Annotated in this window: 13 protein-coding genes; 7 read left to right on the forward strand and 6 right to left on the reverse strand. The window is 71.3% G+C overall.

The window, feature by feature from the left end; translation table 11 throughout:
* Positions 1-66: 66 nt before the first annotated feature.
* The 6 genes from OG329_RS38735 to OG329_RS38760 form a co-directional block, all read right to left on the reverse strand.
* Entirely contained in the window at positions 67-3,366 is a 3,300-nt protein-coding gene (locus OG329_RS38735) for a PQQ-dependent sugar dehydrogenase (RefSeq protein WP_405801532.1), read from the reverse strand.
* 116 nt (positions 3,367-3,482) lie between these two features.
* Positions 3,483-4,454 (reverse strand): sugar phosphate isomerase/epimerase family protein, encoded by a 972-nt coding sequence (locus OG329_RS38740; protein ID WP_405801533.1) that lies wholly within the window; start codon positions 4,452-4,454, stop codon positions 3,483-3,485.
* Between the two features lie 316 nt (positions 4,455-4,770).
* Complete coding sequence (locus OG329_RS38745; RefSeq protein WP_405801535.1) at positions 4,771-5,718, reverse strand: hypothetical protein; 948 nt, start codon at positions 5,716-5,718, stop codon at positions 4,771-4,773.
* A 421-nt stretch (positions 5,719-6,139) separates the two neighbouring features.
* Positions 6,140-7,000: an FAD:protein FMN transferase gene (locus OG329_RS38750; RefSeq protein ID WP_405801536.1), complete on the reverse strand. Its 861-nt coding sequence runs from the start codon at positions 6,998-7,000 to the stop codon at positions 6,140-6,142.
* The gene (locus OG329_RS38755; RefSeq protein WP_405801538.1) at positions 6,993-7,424 is read right to left on the reverse strand and encodes an FMN-binding protein; all 432 of its coding nucleotides are present in this window, start codon (positions 7,422-7,424) and stop codon (positions 6,993-6,995) included. Before OG329_RS38755 ends, OG329_RS38750 begins: the two co-directional genes overlap by 8 nt.
* Positions 7,425-7,433: 9 nt before the next feature.
* The gene (locus tag OG329_RS38760; RefSeq protein WP_405801539.1) at positions 7,434-8,777 is read right to left on the reverse strand and encodes a ferric reductase-like transmembrane domain-containing protein; all 1,344 of its coding nucleotides are present in this window, start codon (positions 8,775-8,777) and stop codon (positions 7,434-7,436) included.
* Between the two features lie 200 nt (positions 8,778-8,977).
* Here OG329_RS38760 and OG329_RS38765 point away from each other — a divergent pair, with 200 nt between their 5' ends.
* The 7 genes from OG329_RS38765 to OG329_RS38795 all read left to right on the forward strand — a co-directional run bounded on the left by OG329_RS38765 (position 8,978) and on the right by OG329_RS38795 (position 16,146).
* Complete coding sequence (locus OG329_RS38765; protein ID WP_405801540.1) at positions 8,978-9,712, forward strand: response regulator transcription factor; 735 nt, start codon at positions 8,978-8,980, stop codon at positions 9,710-9,712.
* Positions 9,709-11,151, forward strand: coding sequence for an ATP-binding protein (locus tag OG329_RS38770; protein WP_405801541.1), 1,443 nt, complete (start codon positions 9,709-9,711; stop codon positions 11,149-11,151). The genes OG329_RS38765 and OG329_RS38770 overlap by 4 nt, the downstream gene beginning before the upstream one ends.
* A gap of 206 nt (positions 11,152-11,357) precedes the next feature.
* Positions 11,358-12,374: an MDR family NADP-dependent oxidoreductase gene (locus OG329_RS38775; protein WP_405801543.1), complete on the forward strand. Its 1,017-nt coding sequence runs from the start codon at positions 11,358-11,360 to the stop codon at positions 12,372-12,374.
* A gap of 44 nt (positions 12,375-12,418) precedes the next feature.
* Entirely contained in the window at positions 12,419-12,856 is a 438-nt protein-coding gene (locus OG329_RS38780; RefSeq protein WP_405801545.1) for a MerR family transcriptional regulator, read from the forward strand.
* A gap of 210 nt (positions 12,857-13,066) precedes the next feature.
* Positions 13,067-13,834 carry an NPP1 family protein gene (locus tag OG329_RS38785; RefSeq protein ID WP_405801546.1) on the forward strand — a complete coding sequence of 256 codons (768 nt, stop codon included), beginning with the start codon at positions 13,067-13,069 and terminating at the stop codon, positions 13,832-13,834.
* 199 nt (positions 13,835-14,033) lie between these two features.
* Entirely contained in the window at positions 14,034-15,257 is a 1,224-nt protein-coding gene (locus tag OG329_RS38790) for an MFS transporter (RefSeq protein ID WP_405801548.1), read from the forward strand.
* A gap of 55 nt (positions 15,258-15,312) precedes the next feature.
* A complete protein-coding gene (locus tag OG329_RS38795; RefSeq protein WP_405801550.1) occupies positions 15,313-16,146 on the forward strand; it encodes an SDR family oxidoreductase in 834 nt (277 codons plus the stop codon).
* Positions 16,147-16,162: the final 16 nt, after the last annotated feature.

Here is a 16,162-nt window from a genome sequence, read left to right on the forward strand (position 1 = left end):
GGGCACAGAACTGCCCCGCCGGTGAGAGCGGGGCATGGCAGCGGGGCAGCCCTGTCGGTCCTGACGTCAGCCTGTGGCGCCTCCCTTCAGCGCTCGCGCGTCCCGTGCCAGGGCCGCGCCCGCCGCGCTGTCCGGCACGAGGGCACTGTCGCCCGCGTAACCGGCGAACGACTCCAGCACGGCCGCGGCCTGACTGGTGCGCCCCGCGTCGGCGTGCGCCTCGGCCTGGCCGAGCCGTACGGTCAGCCGCTGCTGTCCCTGCGCCGAGACCAGTTTGTCGGCCCGCAGTTGGGTGATCAGCGCGCGGATGTCCGCGTAGGAGGTACGGGTGGTGAACGCCACCGTCTTGGTGGTGGTGTTGCCGGCCTTGTCGCGGGCCTTGACCGTGAGGTCGTGGCTGCCCAGCGGCAGGCGCCAAAGCTCCAGCGCCTGACCGGAGTTGACGGCCTTGCCGTCCACCGTGGCCGTCGCGGTGGCCCCGCCGGAGACCGTGTCCGCCGCCGAGAAGACCGGCGTCGGGCGCTTGGAGTCCCCGTAGACGCCGTCGGCGTCGATCCCGGTCGTCGTCACTGTGGGACCGGTGCGGTCGATCCGTACGGTGAGCGAGCCCACCTCGGAGACGTTGCCGCCGTTGTCGGTCGCCCGGTAACGGACCGTCGTGGCGCCCTCCTTGGAAAGCGTGACGGCCGCGTTCGCCGACAGCCACGTCGTCCCGCCGTCGATCGAGTACTGACGACTGGCCACCGTCCCGTTGTCGGTCGCCGCGACCGCGAGCGACACATTGCTGGTGTACCAGCCGTCGTCACCGTTGGGCCGGGGCGGGTTGAGCGTGGCGGTGACCTTCGGCGCGGTCTTGTCCGCGACGCCTGCTCCCTGGAAGGTCAGCGAGTCCAGCTCGACACCGCCGGAGGTGGTGACGAAGACCTCGCCGCTGCCCGAAGGGGCGTTGTCCAGTGCGGTGGTGACGGTCTGCCAGCCCTCACCGGCCGGGACCGGCACCGTCGCGAACGGCTCCGCGTCGGCCGAACCCCAGCGCAGCGCCAGCGAACCGGCCCCGCTCGCCCGGGTCTTGACCCCGTTGATCCCGGCGAACGACACCGGGTCGTACGCGATCCAGTCGCCCGCGTCGAACGAGGTCAGCTTGCGCTGCCCGGACGCCGTGGTGTCGTCCGTGACCGTGACACCCTGCGCCGAGTCGTAGTGCTCGCCCTGCATCAGCGCCGGGTTGAGCACCACCTGGGCGTCACCGGTGGCCGGCGGAACGCCGCCCGCGCCCTTGTCGGTGTAGTTGATCCCCAGCACGCCGAAGACGTTCTCGGTGTCACCGTGCCCCGCGTCGGCCGGGGTCGCGACGCCGCCCGTGCAGCCGGTGCCGCTGTTGACCGGGTGCCCGTGCTGGTTGTGCCCCAGACCGAAGGTCCAGGCGGCCTTGGCGCAGTCCGGCGTGGTGCCGTCCTCCGGGTCGTCCACCGCTATGCCGTACGGCACGGCGTCGCCCCAGTTGAAGAACCCGCCGTCGGGCGGTGAGGTGATCCGTACCGTCGGAGCCGTGTTGCCCACGGTGATCTGACGGCTCGTCAGCCCGAACTTGCCTTGTGGGTCGGACACCTTGAGCCGGGCCTGGAACTGCCCGTTGTCCGCGTACGTACGCTGGGCGGTGGGCCCGGTGGCGTCGAACGTGCCGTCGCCGTCGAGGTCCCACTGGTAGGTGAGGTCGCCCTTCTCCGGGTCGCTGGAGCCGGTGGCGCTGAACGAGACCGTGAGCGGGGCCTGGCCGGACGTCTTGTCGGCCTTGATCACGGCGGTGGGCGCCTTGTTGCCCTCGGCGTAGTCGATCCGGTAGAGACCCGCGTCGGGGTTCTGCCGGAAGAAGCCGTCGCCGTAGTCCAGGACGTAGAGCGCGCCGTCCGGGCCGAACTCCAGGTCCATCGGGTTGTCCCACTGCGGGATACCGGTCTGCGAACGCTCGCTGTTCGGCAGCAGGTTCTCCAGCTTGCTCACGGGTCCGTCCGGCCCGTCGAGCGTGAGCGCCGCGACGTAGTCCTGGGAGAACTCCGCCATGAACGCCTTGCCGTCCCAGTACTCGGGGAACTTGCCGGGCGAGGGGTTGGCCGCGTCGTAGTGGTAGACGGGCCCGCCCATCGGTGCCTGGCCGCCCGGACCGCCGGGACCGCGGAAGGCGGTCAGCTCGGGCCACGGCTGGTCGGTGTTCTTGTCGCCGTACCAGAGCGTGGCCGGTACGGACGGGGGCAGCTCGCTCAGACCGGTGTTCCAGCGGGAGTCGTTGACCGGCGCCGCGCAGTCGAACGCGGGTCCCGGTGTGAGGGTGGCGAAGTCGAAGTCCCGGTAGGGCTTGCTGTTGTCACCCGTGCAGAACGGCCAGCCGCTGTTCATGGCCTTGGTGGTGGTCTGCCACTCGACGTACCCCATCGGCCCGCGGTTCGGGTCGGCGGTGCCGGCGTCGGGGCCGTAGTCGCCCCACATCACCGCGTCCGTCTTGCGGTCCACCGTCATCCGGAAGGCGTTGCGCAGACCCATCACGAAGATCTCGGGGCGGGTCTTGGCCGTGCCCGGCTCGAAGAGGTTGCCCTCCGGGATGGTGTAGCTGCCGTCCTCCTTGACGTCGATCCGCAGGATCTTGCCCCGCAGGTCGTTGGTGTTGCCCGCGCCGCGGCGCTCGTCGAGCCCCGGGTTGTAGCCGGCCGCGTCGTTGATCGGCGTGTAGCCGTTGACGTTCGGGCCCGACGCCGGGGTGTTGCCACCGGTCGAGAGGTAGAGATTGCCCTTGCTGTCGAAGTCCACGTCACCGGCGACATGGCAGCACTGGCCGCGGTTGGAGTCGACCCGGATGATCTCCTGCGCGGTGGAGAGGTCGAGCTTGTCGCCGGTCCACTTGAAGCGGGTCAGCGTGTCGTACCCCTCCCACTGCTTCCAGTACGCGTCGGTCTGTCCGGCGGGCAGCGTCTGGGGCGCGGAGCCGGCCGGGGTGTTCAGCGGCGGCGAGTAGTAGAGGTAGACCCACTTGTTGGTGGCGAAGTCCGGGTCCAGCGTGACCGTCTGCAACCCCATCTCGGAGTTCTGGTACACGTCGACGTGGTTGACGACCTTCGTGACACCGGTACCGGGGTCGGTGAGCCGTACGTCGCCGTTGCGGGCGGTGTGCAGGACCCGGCTGTCGGGCAGCACGGCGAGGTCGATCGGCTCGCCGGTGTCCTTCGTCAGGGTGACTTTCTCGTAGTTCGACCAGTCCAGGGCGTGTTCGTGGCCCGGGTGCGCCTGGGCGGCGGGCGCGAGCGCCACACCGCCCAGCGCGGGCAGTGCCACGAGCAGGACCCCGGTGATCAGGCGTCTCAGGGTGCGTTGCACGGTGATGCGTCTCCTCGATCACTGACGGTAAGGAGCGGACGGACCGGGAGGCGCCCCCGCGCGCGGAGGCGCCTCCTGGTCCTCGGGGCTTCGAGGCTTCCGGGGGGAAAGCCGTCTCAGCCGAGGAGTCCCTCGAGCGCGGTGAAGCTGCGCTCGGCCGCACCGAGCGAACCCGGCGGATTGGGCTGGGTGTTGGGCGCGGTATCCTGTTCCCAGATTCCGACGTGCGAGGCGCGCGGCCCGATGTCGCGGACGAACTTCTCGTACGGAAGGTCACCGGCGCCGAACTCGACGATGTCGAATCCGTTGGCGTTCGCCGCGTTGGCGTCGCCGTCCTTCATGTGGAACAGCGGGTAGCGGTAGGGCTGGTTGCGTACGTACGCGGCCGGGTCGAATCCGGGCCAGCGGTACTGGCCCACGTAGGCCCAGTAGACGTCCAGCTCCAGATAGACGTGGCGCGGGTCGGTGTTCTTCAGGAACACGTCGTACAGCCGGACCTTCGGCTGGTCGGTGGCGAACGCGAACTCGCCCGCGTGGTTGTGCTGGTAGAGCTTCAGACCACGCGCGGTCGCGGCGGCGCCCCAGACGTTGAACTCGTCGGCGGCGGCGCGGTAGCCCGCGACGGTGTTGACGCCCGTCGGCGCGTTGGCCGTGCCCACGTGCGGCATGCCGAGGATCTGCGCGGCGTCCAGCTCGCCCTGGAGGTTGTTGCGCAGATTGTTGATACCGACATGGCTGCCGACCGCGGTCAGCCCGTTGTCGTCGAGCAGTGTGCGGATCTCCGGGAGGGTGATCTGCCGGCCCAGGATGGAGGTGGACTGGGTGTAACCGGCGAACTCGATCTCCTGGTAGCCGATCCGGGCCAACTCGGCGAACACGACGGCGAAGCCGAGGGCGCTGACCTTGTCGCGGATGCTGTAGAGCTGGATGCCGATGCGGTCCTTGGGGATGGACAGACGGCTCGGCGCGGCGGCGGAGGCGGAGGTCGCGGCGGCCCCGGTGACGGAGGCGGCGGCGAGCGCCACGGTCGTGCCGGCGGTGGCGCGCAGGAAGTCCCTGCGATCGAAGGATTTGTGAATATGGCTCACGGTCACTCCAGGGGAATCAGGAGAAGAGGGTAGGACCGGGGCGCGCGGCCGGGCCGTTGTCCGGCGGGGCGCGCCGCTGCGGCGGAGGGTGGGCTGGTGCCGGCGGGGAGGGGACGCGCCGAGCGGTACGGAGGCGGGGTTACGGGGTTGCCGGGGTTGCCGGGGATACGCAGACGCGGGAGGTACGGCGACGGGGCGGTCGCCGTCACCTGCCGGTGTCGCCGTGCCCGCCTGTCGCGGGTGCCATGTGCGGGTGCGAAGTGCGGGTGCCGTTCGCGGGTGCCGTTGCGGGTGCGGCGGGGTGTGCCGCGCGGCGTCAGAGGCGGGACTTGCCCGCGTCGTGGGCGTCGGCACGCGCCGCGGCGGCGCGCTCGGCGGCCCGCTCGGCGAGGTCGGCACCGCGGTCCTGCGGAGCGGCCTTCCTGGCGGCGGACGAGGCGCCGGCGGGGGCGGTCTCTCCGGTGACGCTGCCACGGATACGCGTCAGCTCGCCCACGACCAGGACGGGGTTGTTGCCGGTCGCGGTGAGGTTGCCGCGCACGATCGCGTTGTCCAGCGCGGCGTTGGCGGTGTTGTCGGTGACCGCCAGGTTGCCGCCGAAGTACGAGGCGCCCGCGCAGGACCCGAGCAGGCCCTCGCCGCCGATCTGGAGATTGTCGGCGTTGCCCGCGTACTTGGCGGCGCCGTACACCTCGCTGGCGCACAACACGCCGCCCAGGGTGTTCCCGTTGACGGTGAGCGCGCCCTTGACGGTGGAGTCGTAGACATCGCTGTACTGGTTGCCGTCACCGGTCAGCGAACCGCTGAGCGTGCTGCCGGAGACGTACAGCTCGCCGGCCTCGGAGCTGACGTTCCCGCCGAGCGTCGAGTCGACCGCGTAGACGAATCCCTCGGTGGCGTCGACGGCCTTGAGGTTGCTCTTCTCCAGGTGCGCGCCGAACGCGGAGTCGGTGGTCAGCGTGCCCTTGACGGTGGTGTCGGTGAGGTCGAGATAGGCGTTCTCCTCAACGGTGACCGCGCCGTTGAAGGTGGCGCCCGCCGCGACGAGGTCGGCGCCGGCCTCGACCGTCACCGAGCCTCTGACCTTGGTGCCGGTGAGCGTGCAGGACTTCCCGGCGGGTACCACCAGGTCGTTGGTGACGGTCACGGCGCCGCCGTCGCCGACGCAGGTGGTGTAGAGAGCCGCCTGGGCGGAGCCGGAGAACGCCACCAGGCTCCCGGATGCCACCAGTGAGGCCGTGGCGATGAACGTACGGATCTTCATGTCGCTTCCCTTCCGCTGCGGTCACGGCAGAGTCGGTGACCCGGCCGGTTTCCCGTCTTGCGACGGGGGTGCTGCACGGTGCGTGTGCGACGACCGCTGTGACGGCGATCGCCGCAGCGCCTCGTGACGGGCGGTGGCCCGGCCATGGGGGGAGAGACGTTCAAAGACTCGTGAGGTGAAGGGTGTTCGGGGGAACGCCGATCGGCTGCGGTGTTACCGCGACGAAACACTTGTCTCGGTGGGCCGAGACATTAGAGCGACACGTGAGGACTGTCCAGAGGTTCGGTACGAATCCGTGGAACTTTCTAATGATTCGTCAAAAGGTATGAGGTGCGGTGAGAAAAGACGACGGAACGCCCTCGGTTCACATCTGCGAAGTGGCCGAGGAGAATAGGCCCGTTGGCCGGAATCCCGACCAGGGTCACGACGGCGTCGGCAGGGACGGTGCCTCGCCGCTGAATCCGGCGGTACGCCATGTGCTGCCGTCGGGCCGTACGGCGAATGCCTCGTAACCGTCCAGTGATTCCAGCCAGTCGTACGCGCTCTCGCCCCTGGCGAACGCGGCGGTCGCGTACGCGTCGGTCATGGTGAGCCCGGGGCCGGTGACCGTGACGGAGGCGAGGCCCATGGCGGGGACGGCGCGGTGCGGGTCCAGGATGTGGGGGCCGCGCTCGGCGGTGCCGGAGGTGGCGATGGCGAATCGGTCGTCGGCGGCCTTCGCGGTGCGGGCGGCGTCGGCCGTGACGTCGGCGGTGGCGTTGGCGTTGGCGGTGATCACCGTGGCCAGTTGACCGGGTCGCAGCGGGTGCGCGATGCCGATCCGCCACGGTGTGCCGGGGGCGGACCGGCCGCGCAACTGGAGGTCACCGCCGCCGTTGACGCAGGTGTGCTCCGCGCCCGCCTCGTGGAGAAGCTGGGACGCGTACTCGGTGGCCCAGCCCTTGACGAGGCCCGAGGGGTCGAGGGCGCCGGCCGGCATGACGCTGAACCAGCCGTCGCTGACGCGTGTGACCTGGGCACACAACGACAGCACCTCCTGGACCTCGGGCGGGCAGTCGGCGAGAAGGATCTCGCCGCGGCCCAGTCGGCTGATGGCGCTGTCCGGCCGGTAGGTGGAGAACACGGCGTCCACGGTGTGCAGTTCGCTCACGGCGTGCGCCAGGGCCCGGCGGATCGCGGGCGTGGGCCGGTCGCGGATGTCGAAGGAGAAGACCGTGCCCATGACGTGCTCGACGTGGCGCAGACCGGCGTCAGGGGTGGTGTCAGGGGTGGTGTCAGGCATGCGCCTGGTCCAGTGCGCTCTGCAAGGACTGCGTATACCCCTGGCTGGTGTAGCTGGCGCCGGAGACCGAGTCGATGTGGGCGCTCTGGGCGTCCAGCGCCTCCTGGGTCAGACGGGGCACGGCGTACGCGGTGATCTGCTGGTCCCGGCCGTTCTGGTCGGGGGCTCGAAGGACCCGGACGGCGGTGATCTTTCCCTTGGCGAGGGTGACGGCGACCTGGACCGTTCCGTACCGCGTACCGACAGGGTCGCCGGTGAACACGCCCGTGGCGCTCTTGCCGCCGGAGCTGCTGCCGGAGGCGGAGGAGGTCGTCGGCGGGGCGGCCGGTCCGGCGGCCGGGGCGGACAGTTGGTGGGGTTTGAGGGAGAGCAGCGCGACGATCAGCGCGCTCACCCCGGTGGTGGCGAGGACGGCTCGGCGCATGGGTTCTCCTCAGAAGACGAACGACTCGTGATGAATGCGGTGACCGGGCACCCCGGCCCCGCGCAGGGCCCGTACGGCGGCGTCGGCCATGGGCGGCGGCCCGCACAGATAGACGTCGTGCGCGGCCAGGTCGGGTACGAGAGCGGCCAGCCCCCGGGAGGTCAGGGGCGAGAAGAACCGCGGCGGATCGTCGACGACGTAGTGCACGACCGCCTGGCGCCGGGCGGCGATCGCGTCGAGTTCACCGCGCAGAGCGAGGTCCTCGGGCCGGCGCGCCCGGTAGACGAGGGTGACCTGCCCCGGAAGGGTCTCGAACAGCGTCCGCAGGGGCGTGATACCGATACCCCCGGCCAGTAGCAGCACCTTCGGCGCGGTACGGCGCTTCGCGGTGAAACCGCCGTACGGGCCCTCCGCCCAGACACGGGTGCCCGGCGCCAGTCGGGCCAGCGCACCGCTGTGGCCCCCGGCCGTCTTCACCGTGATACGCAGATGGCCGGAGTGCGCGGGGGCGGACAGCGAGTACGGGTTGGCGGTCCACCACAGCCCCGGAGCCAGGAAGCGCCAGCGCAGGAACTGCCCCGGCGCACCGCCCAGTTCATGCAGATGCCGGCCGCCGAGATGGACGGACACGACACCCGGTGCCTCCGGACGAACCGCGGTGACCCGCAGTCGGTGGCGCAGACCACGCCGTACGGGTACGGCGAACCGGTACCAGGCCAGCAGGGCGGCGACCCCCACGAACAGCGTGTACCAGGCGGCTCGGGCGAGCTGGTTGCCGACGAAGTCCGCACCGTTGGAGAGCTGGTGCCCGAAGGTGAGGAAGACGGCCAGATAGGTGGCGAAGTGCAGATAGTGCCAGGTCTCGTAGCTCAGCTTCCGCCGGGCGGCGCGTGCCGACACCACCCCGGTGGCGACGAACAGCAGAAAACCGGCGGTGCCTTTCAGCAGGTCCGGGTAGTTCATGACCAGCGTCGTGGTCTGTGCCACGACGCCCGTGCGGGACGCCAGCGAGTAGCCCCAGATGATCAGCAGGACGTGGGCGAGGGCCAGCGAGACGGTGCACCGGCCGCCCCAGGCGTGCCAGCGGGCCAGCCGGTCGGTGCCGATGCTGTGATCGAGCAGCGGGATCCTGGCCATCAGGGCGAGCAGGACCGCGCACGCGTACCCGGCGAGGAGTCCGGTGAGCCGGCCCGCGCCGGTCAGCCAGTCGGCCGCCCCGACGACGGAGGACGTGTCACTCCACCACAGGGCGAGGACGCCCGCGGCGCCCGCCCAGATGGCGGCCGGCACCAGTACGGGGACGAGATCGCGGCGGGGGCCGCGACGGCGCCGGCCGCGGCCCGCTCGGGTCATGGACGTGAGGGTGGCGGCCATCAAGCTCCTCGGGGCTCGCTCGGGTCGCGGACGGCGACCACGCTCACAGCAGAACCTCTGCGTACCTTCTGAACCGGGTGCCGATGGGGGCATCCAGAACAAACGCGGCGAGGATTCAGAGGGAACTCAGAGGTGTCCGGGACCCTCGGGCGGATCATCGCGAGAGATGCTTGAGAACTATGGAAGAACGTTCCGCGTCACCTGTCCTGCACCGTCCCGACGGAGACCCCGTACGGGTCCTGGTCGTGGACGACGAACCCGACGTGACCGACGTCCTGTCCGGCGCCCTGACCGCAGAGGGCTGGCAGGTCAGGAGCGCGGCCGACGGGGCCACCGCGCTCGCGACGGCCCGCGACTTTCACCCCGACGCGGTCGTCCTCGACTGGATGCTGCCCGATGCCGACGGCCTGCGGGTCCTGCGCGCGCTGCGCCGCGACTCCCGGCGGGTGTGCGTGCTGTTCCTGACCGCCCGCGACGCCGTCGAGGACCGCATCGCGGGAATCAGCGCGGGCGGCGACGACTACGTCACCAAGCCCTACAGCCTCGAAGAGGTCCTGGCCCGGCTGCGCGGCCTGCTGCGGCGGGCCGGGATGACCGCGGAGTCCGACACGGTCCGGCTGGTCGTCGGTGATCTGACGATGGACGAGGAGGCGCGGGAGGTGCGCCGGGCGGGGGAGGTCGTCGATCTGTCCCGTACCGAGTTCGAACTGCTGCGCTTCCTGATGCGCAATCCGCGCCGCGTGCTGTCCAAGGAGCAGATCCTCGACCGGGTCTGGTCGTACGATTTCGGCGGTCGCGCGCACGTCGTCGAGCTGTACATCAGCTATCTGCGCAAGAAGATCGACGCGGGGCGCCACCCGATGATCCACACCGTCCGGGGTGTCGGGTACGTCCTCAAGCCAGAGGCGACGTGAGACGGCCGCCTCCGCGTACCCTGCGCGGTCAGCTCACCGCCGGACTCCTCGTGCTCCTCGCCCTCGCCTGCCTGGCCGTCGGGATCACCACCGCGCTGGCCCTCAGAGGATTCCTGATGGACAGGGTGGACGAACAGCTCTCCGGGGCGGGCGGACGCTTCGCCGCGAGTCTGGAGCACGAGGCGACACCCGACGCCGACAACCGTCACGACACCCGGGGCCAGTCCGAATCCACCTTCGGCGCCCGCCTGTTGAACGGCACCGTCACCGAGGCGGCTGTGGTGGACGACGCGACCGACCGTCCGCTCGCGCTCGACCGCGCCGACCGCCGCGCGCTGGCGGACGTCGCCGACGACGGAAGCGGCCACAGCATCCACCTCTCCGCCCTGGGCGAGTACCGCGTCATCGCGGTCAAGGGCGACGACGGCGACATCCTGATCACCGGTCTGCCGCTGGACCCCGTCGAGGACACCCTGCACCGCCTCGAACTTGTCGAAACGGTGGTGTTCGGCGCCGCCCTCGTCGCCACCGGCGTCGCGGGCGCCCTGTGGGTACGGGTCTCCCTGCGCCCCCTGCGGCGGGTCACCGCACAGGCGGCCGACGTGGCGAGCCTGCCGCTGGCCGACGGTGACATCGCCATGCCGCGGCCGTTGCCGGACGCCGACCCCCGTACCGAGGTCGGTCAGGTCACCGCCGCGCTCAACCACATGCTGGGCCACGTCGAGGACGCGCTCGTGCGGCGCCAGGCCGGCGAGGAACGCCTGCGCCACTTCGCCGCCGACGCCAGCCACGAACTGCGCACCCCCGTCGCCAACATCCGCGGCCACGCCGAACTCGCTCTGCGCCACGAGGGCCCCGTTCCCGCCGGCGTCCACCACTCCCTGGAGCGCATCCAGTCCGAATCGCGGCGCATGACCCGGCTCGTGGACGATCTGCTGCTGCTCGCGCGCCTCGACGCCGGCCGCCCCCTCGAACACGAGAGCGTCGATCTGACCCTGCTCGTGCTCGACGCGACCGACGACGCCCGCGCCGCCGGCCCGGACCACCGGTGGCTCCTGGACCTCCCGGCCGAGCCCGTCACCGTCGTCGGCGACACGCACCGCCTCCAGCAGGCCATCGGCAATCTCCTCGCCAACGCCCGCACCCACACCCCACCCGGCACCGAGGTCACCGTCACCCTCGCCTCGGACGAGGCCGGCGCGCACCTGACGGTCAGCGACAACGGGCCGGGCATCCCCGAAGACCTCCTGCCCGAGGTGTTCACCCGCTTCGCGCGCGCCGACCAGGGGCGCTCACGCGGCACGGGTGGTGCCGGCGGCACCGGCGGCACCGGACTCGGACTCGCCATCGTCCAGGCCGTGATCACGGCGCACGACGGAACCGTTCAGGTCACCAGCCGGCCCGGACGCACCGCCTTCCGTGTGACGCTCCCCAACTGACCCGCCGGCCGCCGGTGGCGACCGGGGTGCCCCGCTCGTCGTACACGATCAGGAACAGCCCCCGCGGCGGCTCGAACATGCTCGGGTCGAGGCGGGTGGGATCGCCTACGCCTCCGTTCCCGTATCGCTCGGCTTGAACTTGACGCAAGCGTCAGGTTCTACCGTCGTCGCGACCCACTTTCCCAACACTCTCTCGAGGAGTCGCGATGACTGCCGCTGTCCCCACCACCCACCGTGAAGTGTGGCTGCGTACCCGGCCGGACGGACCGCTCGGCACCGACCACTTCGAGGTGGTGCGGGTGCCGGTACCCGAAGTGGGGGCCGGGCAGGTGCTGGTGCGCAATCGGCTGATGAGTGTGACCGCCGTGATGCGTACGCTGATGCGGGGCGACGCACCCGGACTGCCCATTCCGGTGGCCGAGTTGGGTGAGCCCATGCAGGCGGCCACCCTGGGCGAGGTGGTGTCGGCGCCCGGCGGCGAGCTGAGTCCGGGCGATCTTGTGACGCACGGACGGGGATGGCGTGAGTACGCGGCCGTCGACGTGGCGCAGGCCCAGCGCGTCGACCCGTCGGTGCTGCCCGACCCGGCCGCGTATCTCTCCCAGGCGATGACCGCCTGGCTGGGCGTCGTGCGGGGCGCCGAAGTGCGGTCCGGGGACACGGTGTTCGTGACCGGTGCGGCGGGCGGTGTCGGGACGATGGCCGGTCAGTTCGCACGACTGCGCGGGGCCGTGCGGCTGATCGGCAGTACCGGCTCACGGCTCAAGGGGAAGTACCTGGTCGAGGAGTTGGGGTACGACGCCGTGGTCGTACGGGGCGGGGCCCCGATCGAGGAGCAGTTGCGCGAGGCGGCTCCCGACGGTCTGGACGTGGTCTTCGACAATGTGGGCGGTGAACAGCTCGTCGCCGCGCTGGCGGTGGCCCGGCGGGGCGCTCGTATCGGTCTCGTCGGCGCGCTGTCCGGCCAGGTCGGGGGCGGGTTCGCGGCTCCTGTCGGGATCGACACCGGCTCGCTCATCCTGCGGGGGATCACGCTGAGAGGCATGTCGGGCGCCGACCATCTGGACGCGATCCCCGAAGGTCTGCGGGAGTTCGGGCGTGGCCTGCGCGAGGGCACCATCGTCTTCCCGCACGCCCGGCTGTCGGGGATCGAGCAGGCACCCCGGGCACTGCGTGAACTGCTCGAAGGGCGCCACACGGGCGCCGTACTGGTGGAATTGTGAGGCGTGCCCATCAGTGGAGGGCGCCCGACCCGAAGGGATCCGCCATGCGTATCGGTGACGCGGCGGCGGCCGCGGGCCTCACCCCGCGCGCGCTGCGCTACTACGAGCAGGAGGGCCTGCTCCGGGCCAGGCGCATGGCGTCCGGCCATCGGAGGTACGGCCCCGAGGACGTCCACCGGTTGCGGGCCGTGCGGCGACTGCTCGAGGCGGGTCTGACGATCAGTGACCTGAAGGCTTTCATCGACGTCCTCGACATGGTCTTTCCGCCGGACGGTGCGGTGGCGGGGCCAGGGCCGGGGCCGGACGGGCGGTTGGGTCACTGTCCGGTGGCCGAGGTGACCACCCGTCGTCTGGCGGCGCTGGACGAGCGCATCGAGCGGCTGGTCGAGGCGCGGGCCAGGCTGGCCGACGGGCTGGCGCACCGGTTCGGGGACGTGTTCCCCGAGCCGGGCGCGGAGCGGGCGGTGGACCGGGCGGCGTGAGCGGCGGCGGTCGCGGGTCGCTCGTCGTCGGGACCGCGACCGCCGGGCGACCGGGTGACCGGGCGCCAAGTCGCCCACCCCCTCCATTGGTTGATCTTTCACCACACCGACACCTGTCGACGCTCGGCATGTCACCAAGGACCGGGGAAGATGATCCGAGCATGTCAAAATGACCGGTACCCCCACACCGCGGTCGATCAGGAGAACGCAGTGAAGAAAAGCTCGCGCATCCGCAAGGTCTCGCTCACCCTTGGCAGCGCCATCGCGCTGGTCATCGCATTCCCCGGCAGCGCTCTCGCCGATCCCCCCGGCGCCCTGCCCGCCAACGCGGACGGACTGGAGCAGACGTTCCAGCCGGCGTACGACTACGACACGGACGGCTGCTACCCCACCCCGGCCATCGGCCCGGACGGAACCATCAACCCGGGCCTCAACCCCAGCGGCGCCCTCAACGGCCAGTGCCGCGACTCCTGGGACCTCGACAACACCAACGGATACTCGCGCACCAAGTGCAACAACGGCTGGTGCGCGATCATGTACGGCCTCTACTTCGAGAAGGACCAGGCCGTGGTGGGCAGTTCGCTCGGCGGACACCGCAACGACTGGGAACACGTCGTGGTCTGGGTGCAGAACGACCAGGCGCAGTACGTCTCCACCTCCGCCCACGGCAATTTCGACATCCACACCCGTGACCAGATCCGTTGGGACGGGACACACCCGAAGATCGTCTACCACAAGGACGGCGCCGGCACGCACGCCTTCCGCGCCGCGAACACCAACGACGAGCCGCCGGAGAACCACTACGGGGGATGGCAGTTCCCGCGCCTGGTCGGCTGGAACGGATACCCGGCGGGTCTGCGCGACAAGCTGAGCCAGGCCAACTTCGGCAGTGCCGTCTTCGGCCTCAAGGACGGAAACTTCAACGGCCACCTGGAGAAGGCCAAGCCGGCCGGCATCCCCTTCGACCCCAACGCCTGAGGGGCGGGGCCGGGATGGCCGATGCGCGTCGTCCGCCCCCGGCCCCGACGGTGCTCGCCCTGTTAGCCTGACCCTGTGTTCCTCTTCCGTGTGTAGGACCTCGTAGAGACCGCGACGGCTGTTGCGTCGCGGTCTTTCGGCGTCCCTGTACGGCCGCGGCGCCCGAACTCGCGCCGCCTTCTTCCGAGGAACACCCCCGATGTCCACGTACGCCGCTGTTCTGCGCACCCCGCATGCCGCGAGCACCTTCGGTGCCGCCCTGCTCGGCCGGCTCTCCTACGGGACGCTCTCCCTGTCCCTCCTGCTCGCGGTGAAGGACGCCTCGGGCTCCTTCGCGGTGGCCGGCACCGTACTGGCACTGTTCGGTGCGACCGGTGTCGTTCTCTCGCCCGTACGGGCCGCCATGATCGACCGGTACGGCCCGCGCCGGGCGCTCGTACCGATGGCCGTCGTGTACGCCGTGCTGCTGGCCGCGCTCGCCGTCGTCACCCGCGAGGAGCACGCGGCGCCGGGCACGGCAGGTACGTCGGCCGTGCTGATGGGCGCGCTCGCCGCCCTGGCCGGGGCCTTTGCCCCGCCGCTCGGGCCCACGATGCGGACCCTGTGGAGCCAACTGCTCCCGGACCGGCGGATGTTGCAGCGCGCGTACAGCCTCGACGGGGTGGCCGAGGAGCTGATCCTCGTCGTCGGCCCGCTGCTGGTCGGTGTCCTGGTGACGTACGCGCAGCCGGCCGCCGCGGTCGCCGTCAGCGCCGTGCTCGTGCTGGTGGGGACGGTCGCGCTCGCGCTGTCTCCCGTCCCCTTTCCGGTACGGGCCACGGGGGAGGGGCGGCGGAAGGGGCGCGGCGCTCGCACGCCCGGCACCGGACCGCGCGGTCTCGGGCAGCCGGTGCTCGCCGCCGCCGGTATCGGACTGTGTCTGGGCGGCCTCGACCTGCTGGTGGTCGCCTTCACCGAGGACCGGCACCAGCCCGGCGCGGTGGCGTGGGTGCTGGCCGTGCTCTCGGCCGGCAGCGCCGTCGGCGGCCTCGCGTACGGTGCCCTCTCCTGGCGGTCCGCCGCCAGGCCGCGGCTCGCCGTGATCTGCGCCGCTCTCGGCGTCGCGCTGGCGGCGGCGGGGCTCGCGCCCAACGTGTACGCGCTCGGCGCCGCGGCGGCCATGGCCGGTCTGTTCGTCGCCCCGGCACTGACCACGGCCTATCTGATCGCGGACGAGAGCGCCGCCCCCGGCGCCCGTACGCGGGCGGGCGCCTGGGTCAACACGGCGCTGAACGCCGGGATTTCCGGCGGTACGGCCTCGGCCGGGCTGCTGGTGGGCGCGGTGCCGCTGCCCCTGTGCTTCGCCCTCATGGCCGTACCGGCGCTGCTCTGCGCCACGGCGACGCCGCGCGGCACGGGCCGCCTTGACCTGAAGTCCGGTTGAGGTCCTAGCGTCGGATCGTGTCGCACCACCGCCCGACGACAGGAGAGAGAACACCGTGATCCTCGTGACCGGCGCCACCGGAAATATAGGAAGTGCTCTCCTGCGAGAGCTTCAGGAGTCCGGTGCGGGGCCGGTCCGGGCGCTCACCCGGGACACCGCGCGGGCCGCGTTCCCGGCAGGGACCACAGCCGTGGAGGGCGATCTCGCTCGGGCGGATTCGCTCAAGCCCGCGCTGGACGGGGTGCGTTCGCTGTTCCTCGTGTCGCGTATCGGCCCGGACGCCGAGATCATCGAGGCGGCCCGGTCGGCGGGCGTGGAACATGTGGTGCTGGTGTCGTCCATCACCGTCCGCACCCATCCACACCTGGGTCCGGCCGGCGAGAACCTGGCCGTCGAGCAACTGGTCCGCGGCAGCGGTATGGCGTGGACGATCCTGCGGCCCACCCAGTTCGCCTCGAACGCCCTGTGGTGGGCGGCGGCGATCCGCGAGCGCGGAACGGTCCGCGTGCCCTACGCGGACGTCGGCCTCCCCACGATCCACCCCGGTGACATCGCGTCCGTCGCGCGGGCGGCGCTGACCGACGACGGCCACCGGGGGCGGACGTACGCGCTGACCGGGCCGGAGCGGATCACCGCCCGGCAGCAGGTGGCGACCATCGCGTCGGTGCTGGGGCGGGACGTCCCGTTCGCCGACATCAGCAGGCAGGAGGCCCACCGTACGATGACCGCCTTCATGGACGCCGAATCCGCGGACGCGGTGCTCGACCTGACGGGCGGCGACGTCAACGACGAACTGCTCGCCGTACGCGACACCGCGTCCCGGATCATGGGCGCCCGGGCCAGGACATTCCGGCAATGGGTCACGGAGAACGCCGCCGCCTTCGGCTGACCCGACCGGCCGGCCG

This window comes from Streptomyces sp. NBC_01506, from assembly GCF_045040295.1.
Lineage (GTDB): Bacteria > Actinomycetota > Actinomycetes > Streptomycetales > Streptomycetaceae > Streptomyces.